Raw genomic sequence first — 25,536 nt, 5'->3', positions numbered from 1 at the left:
TGGCGGAGGATCAGGCGACATCTATGTTGAATGTGCCGGCCTCACCGCTGGCAAGCCAGCTCCCACAGGGATTGTGTCAATCCTCAGGCAGCGCGCTCATCACCCGGGCTGCGCTCAAAGTAGCGCTTGTACTCACGGCTGAACTGCGACGTACTCTGATACCCCACCCGATGCGCCACCTGCGCCACACCCAGCCCTTCGGCGACCAACAACGTCTGCGCCTTCAACAAACGCAAGCGCTTCAAATACTGCACCGGCGACAACAACGTGCTGCGTTTGAAGTGCTCATGAAAGGTCGACACGCTCATGTTCGCGCAACCGGCCAGGGTCTCGACATTCAGTGGCTCGGTGTAATGTGCATGCAGATGGCTGATCGACGCCGCCACCCGCGCGAACTGCCCCTGCTGCTCGACCAGCGCGCGCAACACATCGGCCTGCGGCCCGCGCAACGCGGTGAACAACAACTCGCGCACCCGCGCCGGCCCGAGAATCTGGCATTCCAGCGGATCGTGCAGGCAACTGAGCAAGCGTTCGACACAGCCGCGCATGTCATCGTCGAGCACCACCGAGGTCATCGACTCCGGCGTCTGCGCCGGGATATGCCGGCCCGGCGCCAGCCCCATGGCCAGCACCAGTTCCCCGAGCAACACCCGATCAATCGCCACCGACACCCCGAGCAACGGCGCATCCGGCAAGGCAAACGTCTCACACTCGAACGGCACCGGCAGTGCCTGAATCAGATAGTGCCCGGCGCCGTACTCCATGGTGCGCGGCCCGAGAAACGCCAGCTTGCTGCCTTGGGCGATGATCATCAGGCTCGGCTCGTAAATGTGCGGGCCACGGGCGACATCGCAACTGGCGCGCAACACTTGCACACCGGGCAACCCGGTAGGCGAGTAACCGTCGCGCAGCGCCAGCGGTTCGATCAGCGAAACCAGGCGCGCATTGGCATCAAGATGACGGGTCAATTGCATCGAATTGTTCTTCACAAAAAATCACGAAAACAGGGGGATGAAAACATCATGGCAGATCCTTTTGCCAATGCGACCGATCAAACCGGTATGCCGGAGGATTAGGCATGAGACCCGGAGGAATCGTCATGGCCGACCGGTCAGTCGACGCCCAAAATGCGCCGCCTCACTTGTTCCTGCTTTTGCGAGGTTTCACATGTACACCGCCATCGGCTATGCCGCCCAATCGGCCACCACCCCCCTCGCCCCGATGAAGTTCGAACGTCGCAGCCCGCGCGCCGACGACGTAGCGATCGAGATTCTCTACTGCGGCGTCTGCCACTCCGACATCCACCAGGCGCGCAACGAATGGGGCATCGCCGTTTACCCGTTGATGCCGGGCCACGAGATCGTCGGAAAAGTCACCGCGATCGGTGCGAATGTCACCCAACACAAAGTAGGCGATCTGGTCGGCGTTGGCTGCATGGTCGACTCTTGCCGTACCTGCGAAGCCTGCCAGTCGAACCTTGAGCAATATTGCCTCGAAGGCCCGACCATGACCTACGCCACCCCGGATCGGGTCGATGGCAGCAACACCATGGGCGGTTATTCGGACAGCATCGTCGTCAGCGAACACTTCGTTGTGCGCATCCCGGAAAAACTCGCATTGGCCAGCGCCGCGCCGATCCTCTGCGCCGGCATCACCACCTACTCGCCGCTCAAGCACTACGGCGTCAAGGCTGGCGACAAGGTCGGGATTCTCGGCATGGGCGGTCTGGGCCACATGGGCATCAAGTTCGCCAAGGCCATGGGCGCTGAGGTGACGCTATTCACCCGCTCGGCGAGCAAGGCAGAAGAAGGTCGTCGTCAGGGTGCCGATCACGTGATCGTTTCCACCGATGCCGAACAGATGAAAGCGGCTGTCGGTTACTTCGACTTCCTGCTCGACACCATTCCGGTGCAGCACGATCTCAACCCGTACCTCGACACCCTGCGCTTCGACGGCGTGCACATTCTGGTCGGTCTGATCGAGCCGATTGATCCACCGGTACACGCCGGCAAACTGGTGATGAGCCGTCGCGTATTGGCCGGTTCGTTGATCGGCGGCGTCGCTGAAACCCAGGAAGTGCTGGATTTCTGCGCCGAACACAACATCACCTGCGACATCGAAATGCTCGACATCCGCCAGATCAACGAGGCTTACGCGCGCATGATCGCCGGCGACGTGAAGTACCGTTTCGTGATCGACATGGCGACGCTCAAGGTTTAAACCTTCAGGCCTAGCTCTGCCGACAGCCGGGCTGTGACCCCTTTGATCAGGGGAATCAGCTCGGCCATTTTTTCCAGCGGCATGTACGGCACGGTGCTGGCGATACTGATCGCCGCGACAATGCCCTTGCTCGCATCGCGAATCGGCGCCGCCACGCAGCGGATCGACGGTTCGTTGTCCTCCAGATCGAAGGCGTAGCCACCGGCAACGTATTCGGTCATGCGCTGCTCAAGCTGTTCCCACGACTGCTGGGGATGCTGCGGCCAGAACTGACTTTTCCCACCTGCGGGCAGACTGATGTCGTACAGACGTTGCCAATCTTTCGGCGAGTCATCGAGCATCAATGCCTTGCCAATCCCGGTGCGCGCCAGCGGCATGCGATGGCCGACCCGCGAACGCATTTCCGGGCCATTGCGTCCCGGATTCTTCAGCAGATACAGCACCTCGTCGCCTTCACGAATGCCCAAGTGCACGGTGTCGCCGGTCAGCGCCGACAACTCGTCCAGATACGGCCCGGCCAAGGTCACCAGCGGCAACTCTTCGCGGGCCTGAAAACCCAGCTCGATCAGCTTCGGCCCGAGCAGATAACCGACTTGCGGCACCACGCGCAGATAGCGCTCATCGACCAGACAACTGGCCAGACGATGGGTGGTGCTGCGCGTGGTGCCGATCAGCCGGGCAATCTCCTTGAGATCGCGGGCGCCACTGGCCACCGCTTGCACCACACCGAGGCCGCGCAATAGCGTCTGCGTGCCGGTGGGCGCGGCGTCCTTGGTTTTTTCCGGAGCGTCTTCCTGCATATCCAGCCTTTTACCGTTGAGCGAGGGAACGGGCGGCATTATGGTCGCCCGACGCAGACCACTACAACTCGATACGCTCGACCTTGCCGACCAGCAACACGTAGGACAAGGCACCGATCAAGGCGAGAACCGCGATGTAGGTGATCGCCGGCGCGAACGAATCGCCGCTGGCGAGGAAGCCGATGACGATCGGCGTGGCAATTGCCGACAGGTTGCCGATGAAGTTGAACACCCCGCCGGTCAGACCGAGTAGCCGCGCCGGCGCCAACGTTGACACCAACGACCAGGTGATCGAAGCCAGACCGTTGCCGAAAAACGCCAGCGCCAGAAAGGCAATCACCAGCGGCGTCGATTCAACAAAATTGGCGCCGATGATCGAGGTGGAAATCAGCAACCCGCCAATGATCGGCAACTTGCGCGCAAAGCCGACGGTGTAGCCGCGACGGATCAAGAAGTCGGAAAAGAACCCCGAGCACAAAACACCAATAAACGCGGCGAGAAACGGCAGCGACGCCAGCAGGCCGGACTTGATGAAATCCATGCCGCGATATTTCACCAGATAGGTGGGGAACCATGTCAGGAAAAACCACAGCGTCGAGTTCAGGCAGAACTGGCCGAGGTAGATGCCCCACAACTTGCGTTTGGTCAGCACGATGCCCAAGTCGGTCCAGCTGAATTTGGCTTTGACCTTGGCCGTCTTCTGCTGAATATCGACCAGACCACCGCCCTCGCGGATCAGATCGATTTCCGCCTCGTTGGCACCTTTGAAATCCCGTGGCTCGCGATAGACCGCGTACCAGATCACAGCCCAAATGATGCCCACCGCGCCGGTCGCGACGAAGACCATGTGCCAGCCGAATTCGTGTTGCAGCCAGGCCAGCACCGGGGTCAGGAATGCCAGACCGACGAACTGCCCGGAGGTGTAGAAACCGATGGCCGTGGCGCGTTCACGCTCGGGGAACCACGTCGTGACCACGCGGCTGTTGATCGGATACGCCGGCGCTTCCAGCGCACCGACCGCCATGCGCAATACAAACAACGCGATGAAACTCGCTGCGAAACCGAGCATCACCGTAGCCACAGACCACAACAACAAAGCGACGCTGTAAAGAATGCGCGGCGGCACGCGATCGACCAGCCAGCCGCCGGGGATCTGCATGGCGGCGTAGGTCCAGCCGAACGCAGAGAAGATCAGGCCGACGTGAATCGGATCGATGCCCAGCTCACTGGTCAGCGCTGGCGCGGCAATCGACAGGTTGCTGCGGTCGAGGTAGTTGATGACCACGGTGATAAACAGCAACACCATGATGAAAAACCGCTTACGGCTGGGCGTGACTAAAGACGCCTGCCCGGTGAGGGTTTGCGGTTGCATGGGGAGAGCCTCTTTTTATGTTTATTGAGGTCGGCCTGAGGCCTGATCGTTCCCACGCTCTGCGTGGGAATGCAGCCCGGGACGCTCTGCGTCCCAAAAGCGGACGCAGAACGTCCATTGAGGCATTCCCACGCAGAGCGTGGGGACGATCTCATCGGGTGTGTCAGGCAGTACTCACCACTCGGCAAAGCTGCCATCGGCATGACGCCAGATCGGGTTGCGCCAGCGGTGGCCGACCGCCGCGCGCTCGATCACGTATTCCTCGTTGATCTCGATACCCAGGCCCGGTCCGTTCGGAATCTTCACAAAACCTTTGTCGTAATCGAACACCCGCGGATCCTTCACGTAGTCGAGCAAGTCATTGCTCTCGTTGTAATGGATGCCCAGGCTCTGCTCTTGGATAAACGCGTTGTAACAAGCCGCGTCCAGTTGCAAACACGCCGCCAGCGCAATCGGCCCCAGCGGGCAATGCAGCGCCAGCGCGACGTCGTAGGCTTCAGCCATGTTGGCGATCTTGCGGGTTTCGGTGATACCACCGGCGTGGGAAGCATCCGGCTGGATGATGTCGACGTAGCCTTCGCTCAACACGCGTTTAAAGTCCCAACGCGAGAACAGCCGCTCACCGAGAGCAATCGGCGTGCTGGTCAGCGGCGCCAGCTCTTTCAACGCTTCGTAGTTTTCGCTGAGCACCGGCTCTTCGATAAACATCAATTTGTACGGATCGAGTTCCTTCATCAGCACCTTGGCCATCGGCTTGTGCACGCGGCCATGGAAGTCGACGCCGATACCGACGTTCGGCCCGACCGCGTCACGCACCGCAGCGACGTTGGCCAGTGCCAGATCGACTTTTTCGAAGGTGTCGAGGAATTGCAGTTCTTCGGTGCCGTTCATTTTCACCGCAGTAAAACCACGGCTCACCGCCTCTTTCGCCGCACGCGCGGTGTCGGCCGGACGATCGCCGCCAATCCACGAATACACACGAATCTTGTCGCGCACCTGACCACCGAGCAGATCACTCACCGACACCCCGAGGGCCTTGCCCTTGATGTCCCACAGCGCCTGATCGATACCGGCCAGTGCGCTCATGTGGATGGCGCCGCCACGGTAGAAACCGCCGCGATACAGCACGGTCCAGATGTCTTCGATGTTGCGTGGGTCTTTGCCGATCAGGTAGTCGGACAACTCTTCGACGGCAGCCGCAACGGTGTGGGCGCGGCCTTCGACCACAGGCTCGCCCCAACCGGTCACGCCCTCATCGGTTTCGACCTTGAGAAAGCACCAGCGCGGCGGGACGATGAAGGTGGTGAGTTTGGTGATTTTCATCTTTTTGTCTCTCTTATAGATGTAGCGCACGCAGCGCCAAAAAAGTCTTAGCGAAGGGCCTTCCACGCGGCCACGTAGGCCTTGGCATTCACCGCTACTTGCTCAGGCGTCATGCCCGGTTTGAACAGACCGGAGCCGAGACCGAAACCCTTCACGCCAGCGTCGATAAACGCCTGCATGTTGTCCGGCGTGATACCGCCGACCGGCGCCAGCACCGTCCCCGCCGGCAACACCGCAAGCCAGGCTTTGACGACCGCCGGGCCCATCTGCTCGGCCGGGAACAGCTTGAGAATGTCCGCGCCCTCCGCCAGCGCCGCGAACGCTTCGGTCGGTGTGGCAACGCCCGGCGACAGGAACAGCCCCGCCGCTTTCGCCGCGCGCAACACTTTGGCGTCGCTGTGCGGCATGACGATCACTTGCCCGCCGGCCTCTTTCACCAACTCGACCTGTTCCGGGGTCAACACTGTGCCGGCACCAATCAGGCAATCGGCGGGCAAGGTCGTGCGCAGGATGCGGATACTTTCGTACGGCGACGGGGAATTGAGCGGTACTTCGATGACGCGAAATCCGGCCGCATACAGGACTTCTCCGACAGCGGCAGCTTCCTGCGGGTGCAGGCCACGCAGAATCGCGATCAGACCGTTTTGCGCCAATGCTTGCTTGAGCATGTCAGGCCTCCAGTCAGGGTTAACGGGATGAGGAATCGATCAGTCCGGCGGCCAGCGCCAGTTGCCACAGGCCACGCTCGGTCGCCTGCTCGGCCAGCGTCACGTTGGCGAAACCGCAGGCATCGAGGGCACGGCTGTAGCGCGCGCAGAGTTGCGCGTTGCCGATGAGGATGATCGAAGGGAGATTCCGGTTGTTGCGACGGCGACGTTGAGCGCTGGCGAGCGCCGCCAGTTCATGGCCGATCATCAGGCCGGACAGATAATCTGCCTGCGCGGTCGGGCTGAGTTCGCCGGTCAGGCCCAGGGTACGGGCGCTGAACAAGGTCGACAGCACGCCGAGCTCGCCATCTGCCGACTGCGCAACCTGCACGCCACGGTCAAACGCCTGAGCATCGAACGTCGCACTGTGCTGTTGGGTTCGGCCGAGAATGCTGTATTCACTGAGCACGGCGAATACTTCGCCGGTCATGAACGTATCGAAATGGGTGATGCAGCCATCGACCACGTCGACCCATTTCGAGTGACTGCCCGGCAGACCGATCAACAGATCGGCACCCGCCTCAATCGGCAGATTCTGCAGCACACCGAGCACTTGGGTTTCTTCGCCACGCATCACGTTCGGCAGACGCGAACGCTGGATCACCCCCGGCACGATATGCACCACGGTGCCGCGCAGGCTGACAACTATTTGTAGGGAATTTCCGAGATTGGCGACGTTCGCCGGCGTCTCGCAGTAGGCTGCTTCACGCCAGCCCTGCGCACTACCGACCATCCCGCAGGCAATCACCGGCAGATCCGGCTGCGCATCGAGCCAGTCGCCGCACGCTTCATCGAAGGCCAGTTCGAAACCATCGGCGCATTCGCGACCGTTGATGGCTCGCGGAGTCTTTGGCAGTTGCATGATCCCGGACGACAGCGCGCGCTGCTCCAGCACCACACCGCCCGCCGCGAGTTTGTAAGCACGTAATGAGGTCGTCCCCCAATCGAGCGCGATCAATTGCGCCAGCATCGCTTCACCTGTTTTGTTTTTGGCAGTGAGTGCGATGGACTATAGCCCTCTCAGGCGCTAAATCTCAATATGTAATTTTGCATCCCATATTTTGGGATGATCACGTCTACCCACTCTCCTCGAACAGATCCGTGATTCACCGTTATCAATATCACTACTGACGCTCTATCGCCTGAACGAAAACACTGGCAGGAATATTCATTGATTTTGAGTAATACGGACCGTAAGCGTAGGCAGCAGTCCTGAATTTACATGCCACGACCTGACGCGCGCTCAATACCATCAACAGTTGTTTTTTATTGAAGTACGTACTCAGCGTTCCACCGTCCGGTGTATGCACCGCAGAGACCTCAGCCGAATACACATATGGCCCCGCAGCAGATTCATTTAATACCGCGACGACCTCCCCTTCGAGATACCGGGTCAGGTCCTGTTTTGTTTCGAAGAAGCCACTCTCATCCATTGAACAGATCAAGGCATTGCCGACCTGATGTTGGCCGGCATTGATCTCGAAGAATCGCAACAGATCAGTCATTGAACTGAAGCGAACATCCAGAAGAGCACTGTGTCCAGACTTGGTAACAGAAACAAATTCAATTTCGGTCTCTGGTAATGGCACTCTTTTTGCGCACGAAGCACACAAACAAAGAACTAGAATTGCAAGCAACACTCGCATGTCAAGACTCCAGATATTTGATCATTTTTTCAGCGATGAGATCACATGCGGACTGTTCGCCAAGAATCCTCGCCTTGAACATTACGCCTGCATCTTCGTGGTTGGTGTCTACCGCTTTATTGATATCAGGACCCGAGCTCATGACCCAGCGTTCTCCCATCTCGGCGACATCATCGGACTGATTGGGTTTCGCCGGTGCAGCCAATATATTGATCCAGTACTCTGCACCAGGCTTCGGGGTGGTGGCGTAAATGTCTGAAATCAGCCAGACACCCAGTCCGCCGCCCACTGGATCAAGCGTGACCAAGGACTTCACCGTAAATCCCTGTTCTTTGAGTATGGCTGCCAGATGAGCGCCGTTCCATCCTCCCAGACTGTGACCGACGATACTTATATAAATTGATTTATCACCTTTCAGATAACTCAGCACATACTTTTCTATGTCTTTCTTGCCGCGCACATCCTTATAACTAAGGTACACCGACTTTATTTTTCCAATTTGCGCGTCGCTGAATTTTTTAGGCAATAAAACCTGCGCACTGGTTACGTTACCGTGAGGTGGTTGATCTTGATAATACGGTTCCTTGTCTCCAGCACCGCCGATGAAAAACACGACGATTTTTTTGATTTTGATTGCCACAGCTTTTACAGTCTGGTCGGTTTTGCAAGTCAACTCATGACTCACCACCTCGTTTTTGCAATCTTTGAGTGCAGGGTTTGCGACTTCCATTTCGATCACTCTACAAACAGTTTTATGGTTTCGGCCAAATGAGAGCTGACCATATGAGTAAAGCCCTGCTCATTGGTGATCCCATGTTCCATGCTGCCATCGCCCCGTTGAATCACATAGGGATGATCGGGCACGGGCTCGCCAGTTGCTTCATTAACCACTTGCAACCTGTCCGTAAAATGCACTGGCATCGGCAACAACCCGCTAAAAGCCGCCCCGCCGCCGCTCTGGCCAATAATCACCGTCCCCGAACCACCGACCACGACATTGCCGTGACCTCCAGTGCTATCGAGCGTGGCGGCATTCAGGCCGTTGATGAAAACCGTGCCGGAAACGGCCCCGGTAATCGGACTGCCGCACGCCGATTTATCGGTCATGCGCGCGGCGGCGAGGCCGTCGAAGAAGACGTTCGGCGAGCCGGAAACAATCGGGTTGGTGCCATGGCCTGGCAATGGGCAGGCGGTCGGGTCGGTGACGCGTGCAGCGGGTTTACCACTCAATTCAAAGCTCCTTGCTTCAGGGGTTCCGGGTGCAGCTGATGAATATCGATGTCGGTCGCGGCGAAGCGCCAGCGGTTGTCGACGGGGTCGAACAGGGCGTGGCAATGCTCACGGCTGTCGGGTGATGCGGCGGTTTGCAGGTGTCGCCAGGCTTCGTCGGTTTGCCATGCCAGTTCAGCCGGCGAGGCGTCGTCGAGTTCGTTGAGCCAGGCGTTGTAGTTGCGCAGGTGATTACGCTCGTAAGTCGATTGCAGCAGTTCAGCCATTTGTGCGCCGAGGTCGAGATGATGCTGGGCCGTCCACTGGCTGATCTCGGAATAGACGTACCAGCCCATCGGCATCAACCCGCGGTCCTTGAGCAGCGAATGCCCGACAGGGGCGACGAAACCGCAACAGACGTGCAGCGTCAGCCAGCCTTGATGAGCGTCGATAAACGCCGTCGGATCGAAGGTGCGCAGCGGTATCACGCGGTAATCGGCGAGCCCGGCACTGCGGGTCATCAACTCGGCATCAAGGCGTGACACGAACGCACGAATGGCAGTGCCGCCCGTGCTGTTCGTCGTACAGAGAATATCGACCGGTTGACGCTGGGGGTTGTCGCTTGAGCCTGAGTTCTTCACCAGGCCATACAGACGCATTGACGCCCGTAGTCCGCTCATCGCCGGTCACTCGTTGACGCAGCGAAGGCTCCACGGGCGTGGAGAAATTGTGCCAGAGGCATTGCAGGTGTCGTCCGTGAGTGCGCAAAAATGGCGCGTAGAATGCCGAACTAGAGCGGTACCGACAATCGAATTAACACTGAATCGCCATCATTGTTGATCAGCCCTCGGCGAACTCGCGCAAGACCTTGCCATCCATGCGATAGCGCACCCACTCTTCCTGAGGTTGCGCGCCGAGGGATTTGTAGAATTCGATCGCCGGCGTGTTCCAGTCGAGCACGCTCCATTCGAAGCGGCCGCAGTCGTTGTCGCAGGCGATTTTCGCCAAGTGACGCAACAAGGTTTTGCCAGCACCGCCGCCGCGTTGTTCGGGGGTGATGTAGAGGTCTTCGAGGTACAGGCAGTTGCTGCCGAGCCAGGTCGAGTAGCTGAAGAAGAACACCGCGAAACCGATCGGCAGCCCGTCGCGCAGGCAGATCAGACCGTGGGCGGTGGCGCCTTCGCCGAACAGGCTGCGCTCGATGTCGGCAACGCTGGCGATGACTTCGTGGCGGGCCTTTTCGAAATCGGCGAGCTCAGTGATGAAGGCGAGGATTTGCGGGGCATCGCTGGGGGTCGCCGGGCGGATTTCGATCGTCATGGACGGGCCTTGTCGGAAAAAGGAAAACGCCATACTAAGGTGGTGAGCGGCGCTCGTCACATGGCAAAACACACACTACCCTGCGCAATGTTGCAAACACTGCAGTTCCCTGTGGGAGCGAGCCTGCTCGCGAAAGCGGACTGTCAGTGACATTGCGGTGACTGATACTGCCTCTTCGCGAGCAGGCTCGCTCCCACAGGAACTGAGACAATCTGAAAGGATGCTTATGAACTTAGATAGTTTTACGCCCGTGGAGGCACTGGCAGCAGAGTTACTGCCGTACGCATTGGAGCCGTCCGACGACGGCGCCCACGACCTCGCCCACTTGCAGCGCGTCTGGCACAACGTGCGTACGCTGCATGCAGAAGAAGGCGGTGATCTGGAGGTGCTACTCGCTGCGGTGCTCCTGCACGATTGCGTGGCTGTCGAGAAAAACTCGCCACTGCGCGCGCAAGCCTCGCGACTGGCGGCGGAAAAAGCTTCATCGGTGCTCGCCGAAATGAATTGGCCGAGCGAAAAAATCACGGCCGTCGCTCACGCCATCGAAGCCCACAGTTTCTCCGCCAACATCACTCCGCGCACCCTCGAAGCGAAAATCGTCCAGGACGCCGACCGCCTCGACTCACTGGGCATGCTCGGTGTCGCCCGAACCTTTTACATCGCCGGACGCATGGGTTCGGCGCTGTACGACCCGCAGGATCCCGAAGCGAAACAACGCGGTTACGATGACACGCGTTTTTGCCTCGATCATTTCCAGACCAAACTGCTGCACCTTGCCGACGGTTTCCAGACAGACGCTGGCCAGCGTCTGGCGCAGATCCGTCATCAACGCCTGAAAGGTTTCATGGAACAATTCAAGGAAGAGATCGGCATTGCCTGAGCGTTACTCCGGCGCGCAGCGATCCTGACTTCGCCAACCTCAGACCTAATCCGCCGGCCCGCCGTGCTAAACAGATGACGCTGAATTTTTCCGGTCAAGGAACCGCGTCATGTCGCAAGCAACACCCACGGTATCGAGCAAGCTGTTCGGCCTTTTCTGCCTCGCCAGTTATCTGTTGTCGTTGTCCTACGGTTCGACATTTTTGCTGTCGCTGCTGATCGGTTCACGCGGCGGCAATGAGCACGATGCGGGGAGTGTGATTTCGGCGGCGATGGTCAGTACGTTTGTCGCGGTGCTGGTGTCCGGGCATTTGTCGGACTGGCTCGGGGCGGCGCGTTCGATTGCAGTGTTCGGGCTGTTGCTGGTGGCGGCGAGCCTGGGTTTTGCGCTGACACCGGGGTTCGGTCATTTGCTGCTGTTTTTCGGTTTGTTGTTGGGATTGGGCTGGGGCGTTTTTTACACCTTGGGACCGATTATCGTTGCCAGTCTGGTGACGCCGGCGCAGCGGGCCAAATATTTCGCCTTGCTGTCCGGCAGCATGATGACCGGCATCGGCAGCGGGCCATTACTGGGTCGTGCGGCGAGTGCATTGGGGTTGCCGGTGACCTCGGCATTTTATCTGGCGGCGCTGGCAAGCCTGATCGGGGTGCTGCTGCTCTGGCAGCTTGGCGCAAAACTGAAAAGAACCCAAGCCACAACCGCGGCAAGAATCACCTGGCAGACGACCACTCAAGTGCTCGGTTCACGCGCCCTGTTTCCGATCATCATGGTCGGTCTCGGCGGTTGCGTATTCGGTGGCCTGTCGAGTTTTCAGACAAGTTATGCCGCCGCCCTTTCGCTGGATTATTCGTTGTTCTTTCTCGGTTTCATGAGTGCCGCGATCAGCAGTCGGATGCTGATCTCGGGATATGTCGTCAAGCGTGATCCATTACGCGCATCGTGCCTGCTGTCGGGACTGATGCTGGGTTCGATTGTGCTGTTCGCGTTCGGTGTGCACAGCGGATTCAGCTATCTGTTGGCGGCGCTGATGCTCGGCGTCGGTTATGGCCTGACCTATTCGGTGATCAACGGCCTCGCCGCCAACGAAGCACCGGCCGGCACCACATCGCAGGCGTTGTTGCTGTTCAGTCTTTCGTACTTCATCGGTGTATTTGGTTTCCCGCTATTGGCCGGGAAAATCATCGTCGAGCACGGCATGAGCACGCTGCTTTTGACGGTATTGCTCGTCGCGTTGGCCAACTGGCTGATCACCCTTGGCCGCTTGCTCTGGCGACGGATCAGTCTGAAATCGGCGCAGGCAATCCAGACCGTTCGTCGTTCATCAGGCACCAATTCGATCAGCAGGCAGACCAACGACAGGTAAGGATTCCAATCACTGGAGATGCCCTATGATCCCGTCAAGGTTGACTGCTTTCGTATTCAGCGCCCTGCTCTGCCCTGCGGTTTTCGCCGCATCCGCCACCGCTGCGGGCACCGGCCCTACCGATCCTACCCCACCCCGCGCACCCGCCATCAACAGTGCCCCCGGCATGAACACCGATGGCTCGGGCGTGCCGTTGATCAATCAACCGCCCGCCACCGGCACCGATCCGCGCACTCAGGGCAGTGACCCGGGTCGTCAGGGCGGCATGAACACCCCCGACGCCCCCGCCACGCCAGACAACGCGGGCCCCGGCGTCGGTTCCAAAACCACCACCGGTGGCTCCGGTTCCGAAGGCTCCGGTCAGTAGTTCGCCGACGCGAGCGTCCTATTCACATCCATGAAGAGGTACCCATGAACGTCGATAAAAACCTGGAAAAAGAAGTCCTCACCCGCCTGCTGCATGCCCATCCGAGTGGTCTGGGCAAGGAGGTGCTGGACAATTACCGGGGCGAGAAAGTCGTGGCCAGCGCCCTCGCCGCCCTGCAGGATCGCGGATTGATTCACCATGGTCATGTGACCTGCAACGAGGCTGGCGAGCATTCGTTGAACCTGCCGATCAAGCTCAGTGCCGCCGGCGTTGAGGCGGCGCGCAAGCTGGATCTGCAGTAGTCCTGCGGTCGCTCGTTGCCGATGCGGCGAGCGGCCAATTCAAGTTTTGACTTGAGGCTGATGGCCTAATCGCTGGCAAGCCAGCTCCCACAGGAACCGGGGTGTACACAAATGTGTGTTCACCAAAAAAACTTGTGGGAGCTGGCTTGCCAGCGATGGCGGTAGATCAGGCGCCGCCGGACTCGCGGAAAAACGCATCCACTTCAGTCGCACCCGGTGAAGTCGCCGGCCCCCAGCGCGTCACCGCCAGCGCCGCTGCAGCATTCGCCCGCCGCGCTGCTTCATGGGCAGACAAGCCCTGCGCCAATCCGGCGACGAACACCCCGGCATGGGCATCACCGGCGCCATTGCTGTCCACGGCTTTCACGACAAACCCCGGCACATGCCGACGCTCGTTGGCCTGTTGAATCCAGCAACCCTGCGGCCCGTCGCGCACCACCATCAACACCTCGTTGGGCAGATGCTCAGCGAGACGATCCAGCGCCACGCCAATATCCTCAGCGCCGGTAAACCGCAGCGCTTCAACACTGTTGCTGGTCCACACATCGATGCGCGGCAGCAACGCTTTCATCAGCGGCGAGTCCGGTGATTCAACCAACGGGCCCGGATCGAACACCACGTTGATTGTCGCCGGCAACGCCAATGTCCAATCGAGCAACGCCTGCGCCTTACCCTCGTGGAGCAGGCTGTAGCCGCTCAGATAAACGTAATCGCCCGCCTCGGCCGCGACGCTGTTCAAATCCTCTTCAGTCACTTCACCTTCAGCGCCGATATAGGAAATAAAGCTGCGCTCGGCCGACGCATCGGTCAGCGCCACACACAAACCGGTGTCTTTCATTGCGGGTTCGGTGATGCCGATGTGAATCCCCTCGGCATTCATCGCCTGACGCGCCAGATCGCCGAAACGTCCGGTGCCATGCCGGCCAAGATAAACCACAGGCAAGCCATTACGTACCGCCGCTGCCATTACATTGAAACCGCCACCGGCTTCGAAACCGGCCGACTGCGCGAGCACGTCACCGCCAATCTGCGGCAGTTTATCCACGGCCATGACCAGGTCGATGATGACCTGGCCGGTGTGCAACATCTTAGGCATGAGCATTCTCGGTTGGCGCGGCGCGGCGATCTTTCGCCCCGCCCAGTACACAGTAAATCCCACCAGCGACGACGAAGGTCACAATCCAGCCGAGGCCGTTGTGGCCCAGCCACGAATCAGACAGAAAGCCTTTGAACCAGACGTTCTCGGCAGTGGTGCCGATGGTGGTGAAGCTGAAGCCGAGGACGATGGCAATCGCCCACGCGCCGAACGCGCGCCACTCGATGCCGCCGCGATACCAATAGGCGCTGCTCGGGCTGACGTCGAGCAAATCTGTCGGGCTGTAGTAGTGACGGTGTATCAGGTCGACGACGAAGATCCCGACCCACGCGGTGATCGGCACCGCCAGCAGGGAAATGAAGGTAATGAACGGACCGTAGAAGCTGTCGGCGATCAGCATGAAGTAGATCGAACCGGCGAAGATCGCAACGATGTCGACCACCACCGCGTAGACGCGTTTGACCTTCAGGCCGAGGGTCAGCGTGGTCAAACCGGCGGAATACACCGACAGGTTGTTCGACAGCAACAGGCCACCGAATGCGGTGATCAGGTACGGCACCGCCATCCAGGTTGGCAGCATGTCGCGGATTGCCACGATCGGGTCAGTCGCCGAAGCAAGATCGTTATTGCCCACCGACAGCAAACCGCCGAGGGTGATCAGCAACACCAGCGGAATCCCCGCACCGAATGCAGCGGACGCAACCAGACGCACAGCCTTGACGCTGCGATGCTGATAGCGCGACATGTCGGCGCCAGCATTGGCCCAACCAATCCCGGTGCCGGCAGCCATGGTGCCGATACCGATGATCATTGCGCTCATCGGCGCTGGCGTGGCGTTGAATACCGCGCTCCAATCGATGGTCGCGCAGAGGAAGCCACCGACCAGAATGTTCAGCGCACCGAAGACGTAGGTCGCCCACTTCTGGATGACCAGCAAGGTTGCATGACCGAGGCCGGACACCGACAGGGTCAGCAGGACGAAAATGGCGATGAAGATCAGCGTCAGCACTGGCGCACTTTTCGCTTCGACCGGCGAACCGAACAGGATTGAGCACAGCGACAGCAGCACGAATGCAGCGGTGGTGGTGTTGACGGTTTCCCAACCGAGACGCGACATCAGCGAGACCAGTGTCGGGCCGATATTGCCGCGCACGCCGAAGATCGCTCGCGACAACGTCAGGCTCGGTGCGCGGCCACGACGGCCGGCAATCGAGATGATCCCGACCACGGCAAACGAACCGGCGGCACCGATGATTGCGACGATGATTGCCTGCCAGATCGCCAACCCGCGAAACGCGACCAACGTGGCACCCAGCGGCAGACCGAGGATGGAGATGTTGGCAGCGAACCAGACCCAGAACAATTGCAGCGGATGGCCGTTGCACTCGGCTTCCGGCACCGGCTCGATGCCGCGGGTTTCCAGTTGCCCGGCGCTTTGCCCGGCGGATGATGAACTCATGAAGGTGCTCCTGTTTGCCTTTTTTGTGGTTGTGGCAATGATGCAAAACGACAAGACATCGCGGCCTTCCTCGGCCTGTCTGCGCGATCCATTGCGGGTTGAAAATTCGAAAATTGCGCTGCGCCTATCGCTGGCAAGCCAGCTCCCACAGGGATCGGGGGTGTACACAAAAGTGTGTTCACAGCAAAAACCTGTGGGAGCTGGCTTGCCAGCGATGGCGTCAGTTCAATCAGCGCAAAGCCAACAGCCCCTGCACCAACGGCTCAAGCTCCAGATGATTAACGGCCTTCACCGTCTCGATCATCGCGCCAGGCCAACACTCAAGACCCAGGCAGGCCCCCAGCATCGCCCCGAGAATCGCCGCGATGGTGTCAGTGTCGCCGCCCAGACTCGCCGCCATGCACAGCGCATCGAACGCACTCATCTCACCGACCGCCACTTGCTGCGCCAGTGCGAACGAGACCACCACCGACTCCTGCGACGCCACCGAAGTGCCGATCACGTCGTAGAGCAGATCGGCCAGTAAAGCCTTGTCGCTATCAACACTGATGGTGCGCGCCCAACTGATCCGCGAGGCAATACGCCCACCGGCGACCCAGTGCCCGTGCGCCTCGGCTTGCTGAGCGATGTGCTGACCAAGGTTCAGCGCCTCGCCCAAGTCCACGCCATTGATGCCAGCAGACACCACCGCCGCCACCGCCGCCGCACTGGAAATCCCCAGCGTGGTGTTGTGGGTCACCTGACAGGCCTGCACCACCGCCGCAATAAAGCGCTCGGGATCGGCAACATCTGCCGCGATCCCCACCGGCGTGATGCGCATCGCCGCGCCGTTGGTGGTGCCGTAACGTCCGGCTTCTTCCGGCGAATGGCCGGCGAGAATCATTTCAATGGCGCGCTTGGTCGACGGCCCGAGCAAATCCTGCGAGCCCTTGGCCTGCATCTCGGCTTCCCACTTGATCAGGCGTTGCGCGAGGATCGCCGGCTCGATGCGGCCCTTGCCTTCGATCAGCAACTCGCCGACCAGAATCGCCTGTTCGGTGTCGTCGGTGATCGAACCTTTGGGCATGTTCGCGGCGATCGGTTGCAACGGACCGGCGTCCTGCAGATCGGTGATCTGGCCGAAACGGGTCTTGATGGTTTCGCGGTTCAGCGATTGCGTCGGCATGCCCAGCGCATCACCGAGGGCCAGGCCATAGAAAGCGCCGAGGGCACGGTTGAGCGCGGTCATTTCGATTCTCCAAATTGCAGGTGCAGACGAAAATGCACCGGGTCGAGCAGGCTTTCGACCAGCTCCATGAAACGGTTCTGGCGGTCGTAGGTAGTGCGCAGCGCTTTGAGGAAAACGGTGCCGACCGGGCGCCCGAGCAGTTCAGCATCTTCGGCATTCAGCGGCTCGGCGCCGATCCATTGATCGCCGCGCTCGCCGATGTAGCCGTACGCGGCCAGGGTGATGGTCAGGGAGTTGTCGATCAGGCCGACGCGCGGCAGGCTTTCCAGGCCGCCAGTCGCTGGCATCAAAGAGCGTTCGAGGGACACCAGCGTACCTTCGTTGGAGCGGCGGCGACGGTCGAGGGTGATGAATTGGTCAGTGCCAAACCGCGATAGCAGGTCTGGCCGGGTCACAGCTTCCAGGCGCAGCACTTCGGTGTTGATCATCGCCCCGCTATCGGCCAAGGCCTGTGCCCAGCCGCTGCGCTGGTCGAGGGCGACACCGTCGAAAGTGACGATGGAACCGACGCCGCTTTGCGTGGCGATGTAATTGCGCCGTTTCAGTTCGGCCAGCGCTTCGCGCAGCGTGCCTCGGCTGACTTGGAATTCTTGAGCCAACTGATGCTCGCCGGGCAACAGAAAGCCGTCCTCCATGAGGCCGCTCTCGATGCGCCGGACGAGTTCGTCGACCACCCGTTGTTTCTTGTCAAATCGTACCTGTCTAATCATGTACAAATTGATACCCGAAACGGGCACGGGCGGGCAAGGAATATTTGGGGATAGTGACGAAAGGCGGGAGAATCAAAAGCCCCTCACCCTAGCCCTCTCCCGGAGGGAGAGGGGACTGAATGGGGGATGCTCAAGAGGTACGCCGACCTGAAAGTGCTTTGCCGAATCCACAATCCACCCGAAAGAGCTTTGCCGAATACATAATCGACGAGGTCTTTCAGGTCGACGGATTACGCAAGACACCTCGGTCGGCCCCCTCTCCCTCCGGGAGAGGGCTGGGGTGAGGGGCTCTTGATTTTTAGCGTTGTTTGAGGCGGTCGATCACCACCGCCAGCAAAAGGATCGAACCACGGATAACGTATTGGTAGAAGGTATCAATGTTCTTCAGGTTCATCGCATTCTCGATGATCGCCAAAATCAACACCCCGGCAATCACATGCCGGATCATGCCGATCCCGCCGCTCAACGACACCCCGCCCAACACGCAAGCCGAGATCACCGTCAGTTCAAAACCCTGACCAATCATCGGCTGCCCCGAGGTCATCCGCGACGCCAGAATCACCCCGGCCAACGCACCAATCACCCCATGCACGGCGAAGATAATGATCTTGGTCCGATCAACATTCACACCCGCGAGCAACGCCGCTTCCTGGTTGCCACCGATGGCCATGGTGTTGCGTCCGTAGGTGGTGTAATTCAGCAGCCAGCCAAAAAACAGAAAGCAGACGATGGTGATCAGAATCGGCACCGGCACGCCAAACAGCTGGCCGTTACCGAAGACGAAGAACGATTCCTGCGACACGCCCACCGCCTTGCCGTTGGCAAAGATGTAAGCCAGACCGCGAACAATCTGCATGGTCGCCAACGTGGTGATCAACGCATTGACGCGCAACTTGGCGATCACGATCCCATTGATCAGCCCGACAATCAGGCCCATTACCAACGCCGCGCTGACACCGAGAAACACGCTGTTGGTGTCGCGCATCACCACCGCCGCGACCACGCCGGCGCAGGCAATCACCGAGCCCACCGACAAGTCGAAATGCCCCGACGCCAGGCAGTACAACATCGTGCACGCGGCGATCCCGGTGGTGGAAATCGCCAGGCCCAGGCCACGCATGTTCAGCGGCGAAAGGAAGTTGTCGATCAGCAGCGTGCAGGCAATGAAAATGCCGATCGCCGCCAGCAGCATGACCCAGTCATCGAGGAAGCGGCGCATGTCCAAAGGTTTGCGCTCTTTGGGCAGGGTTTCGTTTTGGGTTGTCATCATAGTCACCTCTCAGTTCGCCACGCCGTCAGCGCGGTGGCGCGGCAAAGCCATTTGCAGCAGGTTGGATTCATTGGCCTGGTCACGGCTGATTTCGCCGCGCAGAGCGCCTTCACAGAGCACCAGAATGCGGTCGGAAATGCCCATCACTTCCATCAGGTCGCTGGACACCACGATCACTGAAATGCCCTCGGCAGCGAGGTTATGGATGATCTGGTAGATCTCCGCTTTCGCACCGATATCGATGCCGCGCGTCGGTTCGTCGAGCAACAGGACCTTCATCGGCATCGACAGCCAGCGACCGAGAATGGCCTTCTGCTGATTGCCGCCGGACAGAAATTTGATCTGCTGACCGGCATGCGGGGTTTTCACCTTCAGCGCCTTGATCTGTTTGTCGGCGTTGCCCTTTTCCCACAAACCGCGAATCAGGCAACCGAGGCCAGAGTTGGCGCCGCGGGCACTGATGTTGATGTTCTCGGCAACGCTGGCGAGCGGGATGATGCCCTCCTTCTTGCGATCTTCCGGGCACAGCAGAACCCCGGCGGCAATCGCATCGCGCGGTGAGCGCAACTTCAGTTCGTGACCGCGCAGTTCGAGGCGTCCGGCCGTCATGCGCTCAAGGCCACTGAGCAGGCGAAACAGCTCGGTGCGCCCTGCCCCGACCAGTCCGAACAAGCCAAGGATTTCGCCTTTGTGCGCCTCGAAACTGATCGGCTCGCGCAGGCCCGGGCCGAGCAGGCCGGCGACCTTCAGCGCGACGGCGCCGCGTGGACGATGGCGGTAATCGTAGATGTCCTGAATGTCGCGCCCGACCATGCAGGTCACCAGTTGATCGTGGGTCAACTGGCTCATGTCGTCGAAGGTGCGCACGTAGCGACCGTCCTTGAACACCGTCACCGCGTCGCAGATGCGGAACACTTCTTCCATGCGATGCGAGACGTAAAGCACGACTTTGCCTTCGTCACGCAGGCGCCCGATGATCGCCATCAAGCGGTCGATCTCACGGGCCGAGAGGCTGCTGGTCGGTTCGTCGAAAGCGATCACATGGGCGCCGCGCGACAGCGCTTTGGCGATTTCCACCAGTTGTCGCTGGCCGAGGGACAAGCGTCCGACCTTGGTTTGCGGATCGATTTCATCCGCCAGACCTTTCAGGCAATTCAACGCTTGCTGGCGCAGGGCACCGCGATTGATCAAACCGAAACTGGCCGGCAGATGGCCGAGAAACAGGTTTTCGGCGACGGTCATTTCCGGCACCAGATGCAGCTCCTGGTGAATCACCGCGACGCCGCTGCCGATACTGTCAGCCGTCGACTTGAACGCCATGGTCTGCTCGCCGATCTGCAACTCGCCGCTACTCGGGATGTAAGCGCCGCCGAGGATTTTCAGCAGGGTCGATTTGCCGGCGCCGTTCTCGCCCATCAAGGCATGAACCTGGCCGGGATGGGCGACAAAGCTGATTGCGTCCAGCGCTTTCACGCCAGGAAAGGTTTTGCCGATCCCGTTGAAGCGCAGGCTGCCGCCGGAGCTGTGTTGTTGTGTTTGTACTTGCGCGTGCATAAAGCCACCTCTTCACACCGAAAAACGGCCCGGCTGCCCGGGCCGTCGCTGCATCAGTTCCACAAGCCGATTTTTTCCAGCTCTTGCTTGAAGTTCTCGCGGGTGATCAGGGTGACGTCGTCCATGGCGGTGTACTTCGGCGGTTCTTTGCCGGTGGTGACCCACTCGAACATCATCTCTGCGGTTTTGTAGCCTTCGATGTGCGGGCTTGGCAGCATCGAGCCAAAGAAACCGCTGTTAGGCTTTTTCAGCTCGCCGATGGCGTCGGTGCCGTTGATGCCGATGCCGATCACGTTGGCGGCGGCGAAACCGGCCGCTTCAGTGGCGCGCACACCGCCGAGCACGGTGTTGTCGTTCATGCCGCCGATGATCAGGTTTTTTGCGCCGCTCGGCAGTTTCACCAAAGCCGAGTTGGTGGCGTCCATGCTGCCCGGTACATCGAGGGTTTTCAGTGCGGCGAACAGAATGTGATCTTTCGGCATGCCGGCGTCTTCAAGGGATTTCACCGAGCCGTCGGTGCGTTTCTTGCCGGTGTCGAGTTCGTTGTAGGTGTTGACCACCGCGTAGGTGTCTTTCCAGTCCCAGTTACGCTTCTTCGCTTCGGCGACCATTGCATTGCCCTGCTTCTGGCCGACTTCGAACGCGGCCATGCCCAGGTACGGCACGTCTTCCATGAACTTGCCGTTGGCGTCGACAAAGCGGTCGTCGACGGCAATCACTTTCAGGTCATTGAGTTTGGCTTTGGCCATGATCGCCGGGCCGAGCGAGACATCCGGCGGGCAGATCACGAAGCCTTTGGCGCCGTTGGCCGCCAGACTGTCGATCGCCGAGAGGGTCTTCTCGCCATCCGGCACGGCGATCTTGATCAGTTCGAAGCCCTTGTCCTTGGCGGCTTTCTCGGCGAAGGCCCACTCGGTCTGGAACCACGGTTCTTCAGCCTGTTTCACCAGAAAACCGATTTTCACAGTATCGGCAGCGAGCAGCGCACTGCTCAGGCTGAACGCGGTGACCGCCAGAGCGGTACTGCACAGGGTACGAATCCCGAAACGACGTTTCATAAGCTGACTCCTTGTTATTTTTTTTGAGCAATGTTTGAAAAACGTTAAAGCGTGTTCCTGCAAAATCTTCTGACAATAGTCATATCGTATGATGATTGGATTGCAAACGGATTTATCCGCGTGAAAGCCACTGTGCTCAGTCGTGGTACATCACCGAGCGACCACCATCGATGGTGATGCATGATGCATTGATGAACGGTGCTTCATCGCTGGCCAGAAACACCGCCGTCATCGCCACTTCGAGCGGCTGACCGATGCGTTTCGGCGGGTGCAGATCGAAGGCGCGCTGACGCTCGGCGTGCGGGTTGGCGAAACCGTTCCAGTAATCGACGTTCAGTTGCGTTTCGATATAGCCCGGGGCGATGGCGTTGACGCGAATGCCTTTCGCGGCGTACTCGATGCCAAGTGCGCGGGTCAGGCCGAGCAAACCGTGTTTGGCCACCGGGTACGGGAAGCAGCCGGGAATGATGTGGCTGGAATGGGTCGACGCGATATTGATGATGCTGCCAATGCCCTGTTCGATCATCTGCGGCAGTACCGCTTTACAACCGAACCAGGCACCGTCCAGATCGATGGCGAAACAACGATGCCAGTCTTCTTCGGTCATTTGCAGCGGATCGCGGAACACATTGACCCCGGCGCAGTTGACCAGCACATCGATGCGTCCGTGTAGCGCAACGGCGCGTTTGGCCATGGCGTGCAGATCAGGCTGATGCGAGACATCCGCCTTCAGCGCTTGCACATCGTAACCCTGCTCACGCCAATGGCCGGCAACCTGCTCGACTTTCTCGGCCTGGATATCGCTGATAACCAGTTTCGCTTGCTGCGAAGCGAAGGCCGCGACGATGGCTTCGCCGATACCTTGCGCGGCGCCGGTCAGCAGCACGACCTTGTTTTTCAGACGCTCGCCCTTCGGCGGTGCGGGCACCGGCGGCAGGGAAAGAGGTTCAGCCATGGATCAGGACTCCTGTTTCGCAGGCACAAAAAAACCGGGCATCTGCCGATGTCCGGTCTGGAAGGCGGTTTGAACGAAACAGGCAGGCGCGGCCGACGGCATCGAGCCGTTGCGAGACGCGGACTCCACGCGGGAGTGCGATAGACATTCGCTGCATCACTTCACCTGTTTTGTTCTTTTTAAGTGTGAGTGCGTGTTACTGCTGGAGCCGACTATAAACCCGACCGCCGAATAATCTCAATATATAATTTTGCATCCCATATTTTGGGATTTAATCCGCAAACCGCGTACAGAGTTTTCCTGCAACATCCACGCGCATCGACAGCACTGCGCCATCCAATGGATGGTTGTGCGGGCTCTGGGCGCTGGTGATGAACAGGGTTTTCAGGTCTTCACCGCCGAATACACAACTGGTCGGGCGGCTGACAGGCAGATCGATTTTGCGCTCGACCTTGCCATCAGGTGTCAGCCGCAGCAGGCAACTGCCGTCCCAACGGGCATTCCAGATGTAGCCTTCGGCGTCCATCGCAGAACCGTCCGGGCCACCCTGCTGGTCGGGGCCGTACCAGACTTGCGCAGCATCAAGGTTGCCGTCGGCGTGAATAAAATAGCGATACAGCGTGTCATCGAGACTGTCACCGAACAGGACTGTGGTGCCGTCGTCGCTCCACAGCAGCGTGTTGGGAATGCCCAGGCCGCGCAGCAATGGCGTGACACGTTTATCCGGATCAATGCGGAACAGGCCACCGGAACGACGGGTGATCGGCAGATCTTCGCCGTTCTCGCCGATGTTGTTTTGCATGGTGCCGAGCCACAAACGACCCTGGCCATCGCAGCGCGCTTCGTTGGGGCGATTGCCGGGTTGCGGGTCGGCGACGCAGAACAGCGTCAGTCGCGGTTCGAGGCCTGGGGAGTCGAGATCGAGGCGATAGACGCCGCTACTCAGGGTCACCAGTGCGTCACCGCTGGCGCAGGGGATGAACGCGGAAACGTGTTCAGGCATCTGCCAGATCTGTACGTTCTGACCGATCAAGCGCAGCGCCTGTTTGCCGGCGATATCGACCCAGTACAACGCCTGGGTCGGCGCGTCCCAGAACGGGCCTTCACCGAGTTGAGCGCGGTGTTGGGTCAGGGCGGTCCACGGCATATAACGGTCTCCATTGTTCTTGTTTTAACTGTAGGAGTGAGCCTGCTCGCGATCGCGGTGGACCAGTCGAAGCTACTTTGCCTGATACGACGCTATCGCGAGCAGGCTCACTCCTACAGTGGATCTGTGTATTCAGCTGGCTTTTTTGTCGGCCATGACTTTCGGGTAGAAGCGTTTGATTGCCAAGTCCGCGTTGTCGATCAGGGTCATGCACGCCCACACGCCGCGCGCAGAATCGCGGGCGGCGATGGCATCGGCCATGTCCTTGTGGATGGGTAGCGTACGGCGCAGTTCATCCGGGTCAGCGGCGGAGACTTCGAACGACACCGCCAGCAATGCGCCGAGGGCCGGGACCATTTGTTCGATGAATTGATTGTGGCTGGCGGCGAGAATGCATTCGTGGAAGAACTGGTCGGCGCGGTTGTAATCGGTGCCGCTGTCGACCGCGCGCTCGAGGGCGTTATAGGCCAGTTGCACCGCTTCGATCTGGTCCAGCGTCGCCCGCTCACACGCCCAGCGCACAGCCATGGGTTCGATAGTGCGGCGCAGGTCGAGCAAGTCATCGACAAAGTTTTCCGGCAGCCCGTTGCGCGACAGCCAACCGACGACTTGCGGATCAAACAGGTTCCAGCGCCGCACCGGCAATACGCGCGTGCCGACTTTCGGCCCGACTTCGAGCATGCCTTTGGCGACGAGGGTTTTGATTGCTTCGCGGATCACGGTGCGGCTGACACCGAGCTGTTCGCCCAGATCGGCCTCGACTTTGATGGTCTGCCCGGGTTTGACTTGGCCAGCGGCGATCCAGCTGCCGAGCCAGTCGACCGTCGACGCGTGAAAGCTGCTGGACATGAACACCTCAAAGCGGATTGCGATGGGTGATTAAGCTAATCATCATATGATTAGGTGTCAACGACAAAAAAAGATCGCAGCCTTCGGCAGCTCCTACAGATGTACGCCATGTAGGAGCTGCCGAAGGCTGCGATCTTTTAAGGTTCGAGGCCGATGCGGAAGAACTCGCCGCCACTCCACACACCGAGCCAACGCTGCCCGTCGATTTCGCGGCTGACCGCCATTTCCACCAGTTGATAGAACACATTTCGGTGGATCAGCGCTTCAAGGTTGGTGCGCACATGCACGTAAGGCGCGGGTTCTTGCGTTGTCGGATCAATCTCGACGCGGATCGGATGCTCCGGCCCGGCCTCGGCGGTTTCATCGACGTTAGTGGTGAAGCGCAACAGCTGCGCCTCGCCCTCGCCTTCAACCTCGACCGCAATCGCCACGAACGGCGCATCATCAACCTTGATCCCGACCTTCTCGACCGGCGTGATCAGGAAATAATCATCGCCATCGCGGCGCATGATCGTGGAGAACAATTTGACCATCGGCTTACGCCCGATCGGAGTGCCCAGGTAATACCAGGTGCCGTCGCGAGCGATGCGCATGTCGATGTCGCCGCAGAAGTCCGGGTTCCACAAGTGCACCGGCGGCAGGCCTTTGGTTTTCGGGATCTGTCCCAACAGGTCATTGGCTTTTTGCGGGCCACTCATGGC

General features: G+C 59.6%; 27 protein-coding genes. 5 read left to right on the top strand and 22 right to left on the bottom strand.

The genetic code is table 11. From position 1 onward, the window contains the following. Positions 1–83 precede the first annotated feature (83 nt). Complete coding sequence (locus ACM6JQ_RS23935) at positions 84–974, bottom strand: AraC family transcriptional regulator (protein ID WP_016985999.1); 891 nt, start codon at positions 972–974, stop codon at positions 84–86. A 193-nt stretch (positions 975–1,167) separates the two neighbouring features. Between ACM6JQ_RS23935 and ACM6JQ_RS23930 the strand changes: the two genes are divergently transcribed. After that, positions 1,168–2,220: an NAD(P)-dependent alcohol dehydrogenase gene (locus ACM6JQ_RS23930; RefSeq protein WP_414894770.1), complete on the top strand. Its 1,053-nt coding sequence runs from the start codon at positions 1,168–1,170 to the stop codon at positions 2,218–2,220. Here ACM6JQ_RS23930 and ACM6JQ_RS23925 read toward each other — a convergent pair. The 10 genes from ACM6JQ_RS23925 to ACM6JQ_RS23880 form a co-directional block, all read right to left on the bottom strand. Beyond that, positions 2,217–3,020 carry an IclR family transcriptional regulator gene (locus ACM6JQ_RS23925; RefSeq protein WP_034155326.1) on the bottom strand — a complete coding sequence of 268 codons (804 nt, stop codon included), beginning with the start codon at positions 3,018–3,020 and terminating at the stop codon, positions 2,217–2,219. The two genes, ACM6JQ_RS23930 and ACM6JQ_RS23925, sit on opposite strands and share 4 nt — an antisense overlap. Positions 3,021–3,081: 61 nt before the next feature. Next, positions 3,082–4,392, bottom strand: coding sequence for an MFS transporter (locus ACM6JQ_RS23920; protein WP_414894769.1), 1,311 nt, complete (start codon positions 4,390–4,392; stop codon positions 3,082–3,084). Between the two features lie 174 nt (positions 4,393–4,566). After that, complete coding sequence (dgoD, locus tag ACM6JQ_RS23915; protein WP_007908327.1) at positions 4,567–5,715, bottom strand: galactonate dehydratase; 1,149 nt, start codon at positions 5,713–5,715, stop codon at positions 4,567–4,569. 47 nt (positions 5,716–5,762) lie between these two features. Beyond that, positions 5,763–6,383, bottom strand: coding sequence for a 2-dehydro-3-deoxy-6-phosphogalactonate aldolase (locus tag ACM6JQ_RS23910; RefSeq protein ID WP_414894768.1), 621 nt, complete (start codon positions 6,381–6,383; stop codon positions 5,763–5,765). Between the two features lie 19 nt (positions 6,384–6,402). After that, the gene (locus ACM6JQ_RS23905) at positions 6,403–7,392 is read right to left on the bottom strand and encodes a 2-dehydro-3-deoxygalactonokinase (RefSeq protein WP_095112895.1); all 990 of its coding nucleotides are present in this window, start codon (positions 7,390–7,392) and stop codon (positions 6,403–6,405) included. 154 nt (positions 7,393–7,546) lie between these two features. Continuing rightward, complete coding sequence (locus ACM6JQ_RS23900) at positions 7,547–8,068, bottom strand: hypothetical protein (RefSeq protein WP_007908321.1); 522 nt, start codon at positions 8,066–8,068, stop codon at positions 7,547–7,549. Position 8,069: 1 nt separating this feature from the next. After that, positions 8,070–8,798, bottom strand: coding sequence for a hypothetical protein (locus ACM6JQ_RS23895; RefSeq protein ID WP_007908319.1), 729 nt, complete (start codon positions 8,796–8,798; stop codon positions 8,070–8,072). Between the two features lie 5 nt (positions 8,799–8,803). After that, entirely contained in the window at positions 8,804–9,298 is a 495-nt protein-coding gene (locus ACM6JQ_RS23890) for a PAAR domain-containing protein (protein ID WP_095112894.1), read from the bottom strand. Then, positions 9,295–9,957 carry a hypothetical protein gene (locus ACM6JQ_RS23885; protein WP_414894767.1) on the bottom strand — a complete coding sequence of 221 codons (663 nt, stop codon included), beginning with the start codon at positions 9,955–9,957 and terminating at the stop codon, positions 9,295–9,297. Before ACM6JQ_RS23885 ends, ACM6JQ_RS23890 begins: the two co-directional genes overlap by 4 nt. A 160-nt stretch (positions 9,958–10,117) precedes the next feature. Beyond that, the gene (locus ACM6JQ_RS23880; protein ID WP_414894766.1) at positions 10,118–10,597 is read right to left on the bottom strand and encodes a GNAT family N-acetyltransferase; all 480 of its coding nucleotides are present in this window, start codon (positions 10,595–10,597) and stop codon (positions 10,118–10,120) included. Between the two features lie 226 nt (positions 10,598–10,823). On the opposite strand from ACM6JQ_RS23880, the gene ACM6JQ_RS23875 reads away from it, so the two are divergent. The 4 genes from ACM6JQ_RS23875 (at position 10,824) to ACM6JQ_RS23860 (ending at position 13,509) form a co-directional block, all read left to right on the top strand. Then, entirely contained in the window at positions 10,824–11,477 is a 654-nt protein-coding gene (locus ACM6JQ_RS23875) for an HD domain-containing protein (protein WP_414894765.1), read from the top strand. Positions 11,478–11,586: 109 nt separating this feature from the next. Further along, a complete protein-coding gene (locus tag ACM6JQ_RS23870; RefSeq protein WP_414894764.1) occupies positions 11,587–12,840 on the top strand; it encodes an MFS transporter in 1,254 nt (417 codons plus the stop codon). Positions 12,841–12,865: 25 nt separating this feature from the next. After that, on the top strand, positions 12,866–13,207 hold the full coding sequence (locus ACM6JQ_RS23865) for a hypothetical protein (protein WP_007908306.1): 342 nt from the start codon (positions 12,866–12,868) through the stop codon (positions 13,205–13,207). Positions 13,208–13,251: 44 nt separating this feature from the next. Continuing rightward, entirely contained in the window at positions 13,252–13,509 is a 258-nt protein-coding gene (locus tag ACM6JQ_RS23860) for a hypothetical protein (RefSeq protein WP_016986009.1), read from the top strand. Positions 13,510–13,675: 166 nt separating this feature from the next. Here the strand turns inward: ACM6JQ_RS23860 and ACM6JQ_RS23855 are convergent, their stop codons facing one another. The 11 genes from ACM6JQ_RS23855 to ACM6JQ_RS23805 form a co-directional block, all read right to left on the bottom strand. Then, entirely contained in the window at positions 13,676–14,605 is a 930-nt protein-coding gene (locus ACM6JQ_RS23855; protein ID WP_123375479.1) for a PfkB family carbohydrate kinase, read from the bottom strand. Next, on the bottom strand, positions 14,598–16,064 hold the full coding sequence (locus tag ACM6JQ_RS23850) for a purine-cytosine permease family protein (RefSeq protein WP_414894763.1): 1,467 nt from the start codon (positions 16,062–16,064) through the stop codon (positions 14,598–14,600). Before ACM6JQ_RS23850 ends, ACM6JQ_RS23855 begins: the two co-directional genes overlap by 8 nt. A gap of 229 nt (positions 16,065–16,293) precedes the next feature. After that, a complete protein-coding gene (locus ACM6JQ_RS23845; RefSeq protein WP_095112888.1) occupies positions 16,294–17,292 on the bottom strand; it encodes an ADP-ribosylglycohydrolase family protein in 999 nt (332 codons plus the stop codon). Beyond that, complete coding sequence (locus tag ACM6JQ_RS23840) at positions 17,289–18,002, bottom strand: GntR family transcriptional regulator (protein ID WP_007908297.1); 714 nt, start codon at positions 18,000–18,002, stop codon at positions 17,289–17,291. Before ACM6JQ_RS23840 ends, ACM6JQ_RS23845 begins: the two co-directional genes overlap by 4 nt. Before the next feature lie 298 nt (positions 18,003–18,300). Continuing rightward, entirely contained in the window at positions 18,301–19,269 is a 969-nt protein-coding gene (araH, locus tag ACM6JQ_RS23835; RefSeq protein WP_042704903.1) for an L-arabinose ABC transporter permease AraH, read from the bottom strand. A 12-nt stretch (positions 19,270–19,281) separates the two neighbouring features. Beyond that, the gene (gene araG / locus ACM6JQ_RS23830) at positions 19,282–20,826 is read right to left on the bottom strand and encodes an L-arabinose ABC transporter ATP-binding protein AraG (RefSeq protein WP_007908292.1); all 1,545 of its coding nucleotides are present in this window, start codon (positions 20,824–20,826) and stop codon (positions 19,282–19,284) included. Between the two features lie 53 nt (positions 20,827–20,879). Beyond that, positions 20,880–21,884: a substrate-binding domain-containing protein gene (locus ACM6JQ_RS23825; RefSeq protein ID WP_007908290.1), complete on the bottom strand. Its 1,005-nt coding sequence runs from the start codon at positions 21,882–21,884 to the stop codon at positions 20,880–20,882. Between the two features lie 136 nt (positions 21,885–22,020). Continuing rightward, the gene (locus tag ACM6JQ_RS23820; RefSeq protein ID WP_007908288.1) at positions 22,021–22,839 is read right to left on the bottom strand and encodes an SDR family oxidoreductase; all 819 of its coding nucleotides are present in this window, start codon (positions 22,837–22,839) and stop codon (positions 22,021–22,023) included. A gap of 271 nt (positions 22,840–23,110) precedes the next feature. Next, on the bottom strand, positions 23,111–23,986 hold the full coding sequence (locus tag ACM6JQ_RS23815; protein WP_007908286.1) for an SMP-30/gluconolactonase/LRE family protein: 876 nt from the start codon (positions 23,984–23,986) through the stop codon (positions 23,111–23,113). Between the two features lie 132 nt (positions 23,987–24,118). Continuing rightward, positions 24,119–24,835 carry a FadR/GntR family transcriptional regulator gene (locus ACM6JQ_RS23810; RefSeq protein ID WP_007908284.1) on the bottom strand — a complete coding sequence of 239 codons (717 nt, stop codon included), beginning with the start codon at positions 24,833–24,835 and terminating at the stop codon, positions 24,119–24,121. A 137-nt stretch (positions 24,836–24,972) separates the two neighbouring features. Continuing rightward, positions 24,973–25,533, bottom strand: a complete 561-nt coding sequence (locus ACM6JQ_RS23805) for a DUF1285 domain-containing protein (RefSeq protein ID WP_007908283.1) — start codon at positions 25,531–25,533, stop codon at positions 24,973–24,975. Positions 25,534–25,536 lie beyond the last annotated feature (3 nt).

It is taken from the genome of Pseudomonas sp. IT-232MI5 (assembly GCF_949767845.1).
Taxonomy (GTDB): domain Bacteria; phylum Pseudomonadota; class Gammaproteobacteria; order Pseudomonadales; family Pseudomonadaceae; genus Aquipseudomonas.
This window is presented reverse-complemented; position numbering and strand designations above follow the sequence as displayed.

Excerpts from the sequence above, each read along its gene's own strand:
- ACM6JQ_RS23865 (WP_007908306.1), top strand. The coding sequence starts at position 12,866 with ATGATCCCGTCAAGGTTGACTGCTTTCGTATTCAGCGCCCTGCTCTGC.
- ACM6JQ_RS23825 (WP_007908290.1), bottom strand. The coding sequence starts at position 21,884 with ATGAAACGTCGTTTCGGGATTCGTACCCTGTGCAGTACCGCTCTGGCG.
- ACM6JQ_RS23880 (WP_414894766.1), bottom strand. The coding sequence starts at position 10,597 with ATGACGATCGAAATCCGCCCGGCGACCCCCAGCGATGCCCCGCAAATC.
- ACM6JQ_RS23810 (WP_007908284.1), bottom strand. The coding sequence starts at position 24,835 with ATGTCCAGCAGCTTTCACGCGTCGACGGTCGACTGGCTCGGCAGCTGG.
- dgoD (WP_007908327.1), bottom strand. The coding sequence starts at position 5,715 with ATGAAAATCACCAAACTCACCACCTTCATCGTCCCGCCGCGCTGGTGC.
- araG (WP_007908292.1), bottom strand. The coding sequence starts at position 20,826 with ATGCACGCGCAAGTACAAACACAACAACACAGCTCCGGCGGCAGCCTG.
- ACM6JQ_RS23820 (WP_007908288.1), bottom strand. The coding sequence starts at position 22,839 with ATGGCTGAACCTCTTTCCCTGCCGCCGGTGCCCGCACCGCCGAAGGGC.
- ACM6JQ_RS23925 (WP_034155326.1), bottom strand. The coding sequence starts at position 3,020 with ATGCAGGAAGACGCTCCGGAAAAAACCAAGGACGCCGCGCCCACCGGC.
- ACM6JQ_RS23840 (WP_007908297.1), bottom strand. The coding sequence starts at position 18,002 with ATGATTAGACAGGTACGATTTGACAAGAAACAACGGGTGGTCGACGAA.
- ACM6JQ_RS23875 (WP_414894765.1), top strand. The coding sequence starts at position 10,824 with ATGAACTTAGATAGTTTTACGCCCGTGGAGGCACTGGCAGCAGAGTTA.
- ACM6JQ_RS23900 (WP_007908321.1), bottom strand. The coding sequence starts at position 8,068 with ATGCGAGTGTTGCTTGCAATTCTAGTTCTTTGTTTGTGTGCTTCGTGC.
- ACM6JQ_RS23805 (WP_007908283.1), bottom strand. The coding sequence starts at position 25,533 with ATGAGTGGCCCGCAAAAAGCCAATGACCTGTTGGGACAGATCCCGAAA.
- ACM6JQ_RS23885 (WP_414894767.1), bottom strand. The coding sequence starts at position 9,957 with ATGAGCGGACTACGGGCGTCAATGCGTCTGTATGGCCTGGTGAAGAAC.
- ACM6JQ_RS23935 (WP_016985999.1), bottom strand. The coding sequence starts at position 974 with ATGCAATTGACCCGTCATCTTGATGCCAATGCGCGCCTGGTTTCGCTG.
- ACM6JQ_RS23870 (WP_414894764.1), top strand. The coding sequence starts at position 11,587 with ATGTCGCAAGCAACACCCACGGTATCGAGCAAGCTGTTCGGCCTTTTC.
- ACM6JQ_RS23850 (WP_414894763.1), bottom strand. The coding sequence starts at position 16,064 with ATGAGTTCATCATCCGCCGGGCAAAGCGCCGGGCAACTGGAAACCCGC.
- araH (WP_042704903.1), bottom strand. The coding sequence starts at position 19,269 with ATGACAACCCAAAACGAAACCCTGCCCAAAGAGCGCAAACCTTTGGAC.
- ACM6JQ_RS23905 (WP_095112895.1), bottom strand. The coding sequence starts at position 7,392 with ATGCTGGCGCAATTGATCGCGCTCGATTGGGGGACGACCTCATTACGT.
- ACM6JQ_RS23815 (WP_007908286.1), bottom strand. The coding sequence starts at position 23,986 with ATGCCGTGGACCGCCCTGACCCAACACCGCGCTCAACTCGGTGAAGGC.
- ACM6JQ_RS23910 (WP_414894768.1), bottom strand. The coding sequence starts at position 6,383 with ATGCTCAAGCAAGCATTGGCGCAAAACGGTCTGATCGCGATTCTGCGT.
- ACM6JQ_RS23920 (WP_414894769.1), bottom strand. The coding sequence starts at position 4,392 with ATGCAACCGCAAACCCTCACCGGGCAGGCGTCTTTAGTCACGCCCAGC.
- ACM6JQ_RS23855 (WP_123375479.1), bottom strand. The coding sequence starts at position 14,605 with ATGCCTAAGATGTTGCACACCGGCCAGGTCATCATCGACCTGGTCATG.
- ACM6JQ_RS23895 (WP_007908319.1), bottom strand. The coding sequence starts at position 8,798 with ATGGAAGTCGCAAACCCTGCACTCAAAGATTGCAAAAACGAGGTGGTG.
- ACM6JQ_RS23845 (WP_095112888.1), bottom strand. The coding sequence starts at position 17,292 with ATGACCGCGCTCAACCGTGCCCTCGGCGCTTTCTATGGCCTGGCCCTC.
- ACM6JQ_RS23860 (WP_016986009.1), top strand. The coding sequence starts at position 13,252 with ATGAACGTCGATAAAAACCTGGAAAAAGAAGTCCTCACCCGCCTGCTG.
- ACM6JQ_RS23930 (WP_414894770.1), top strand. The coding sequence starts at position 1,168 with ATGTACACCGCCATCGGCTATGCCGCCCAATCGGCCACCACCCCCCTC.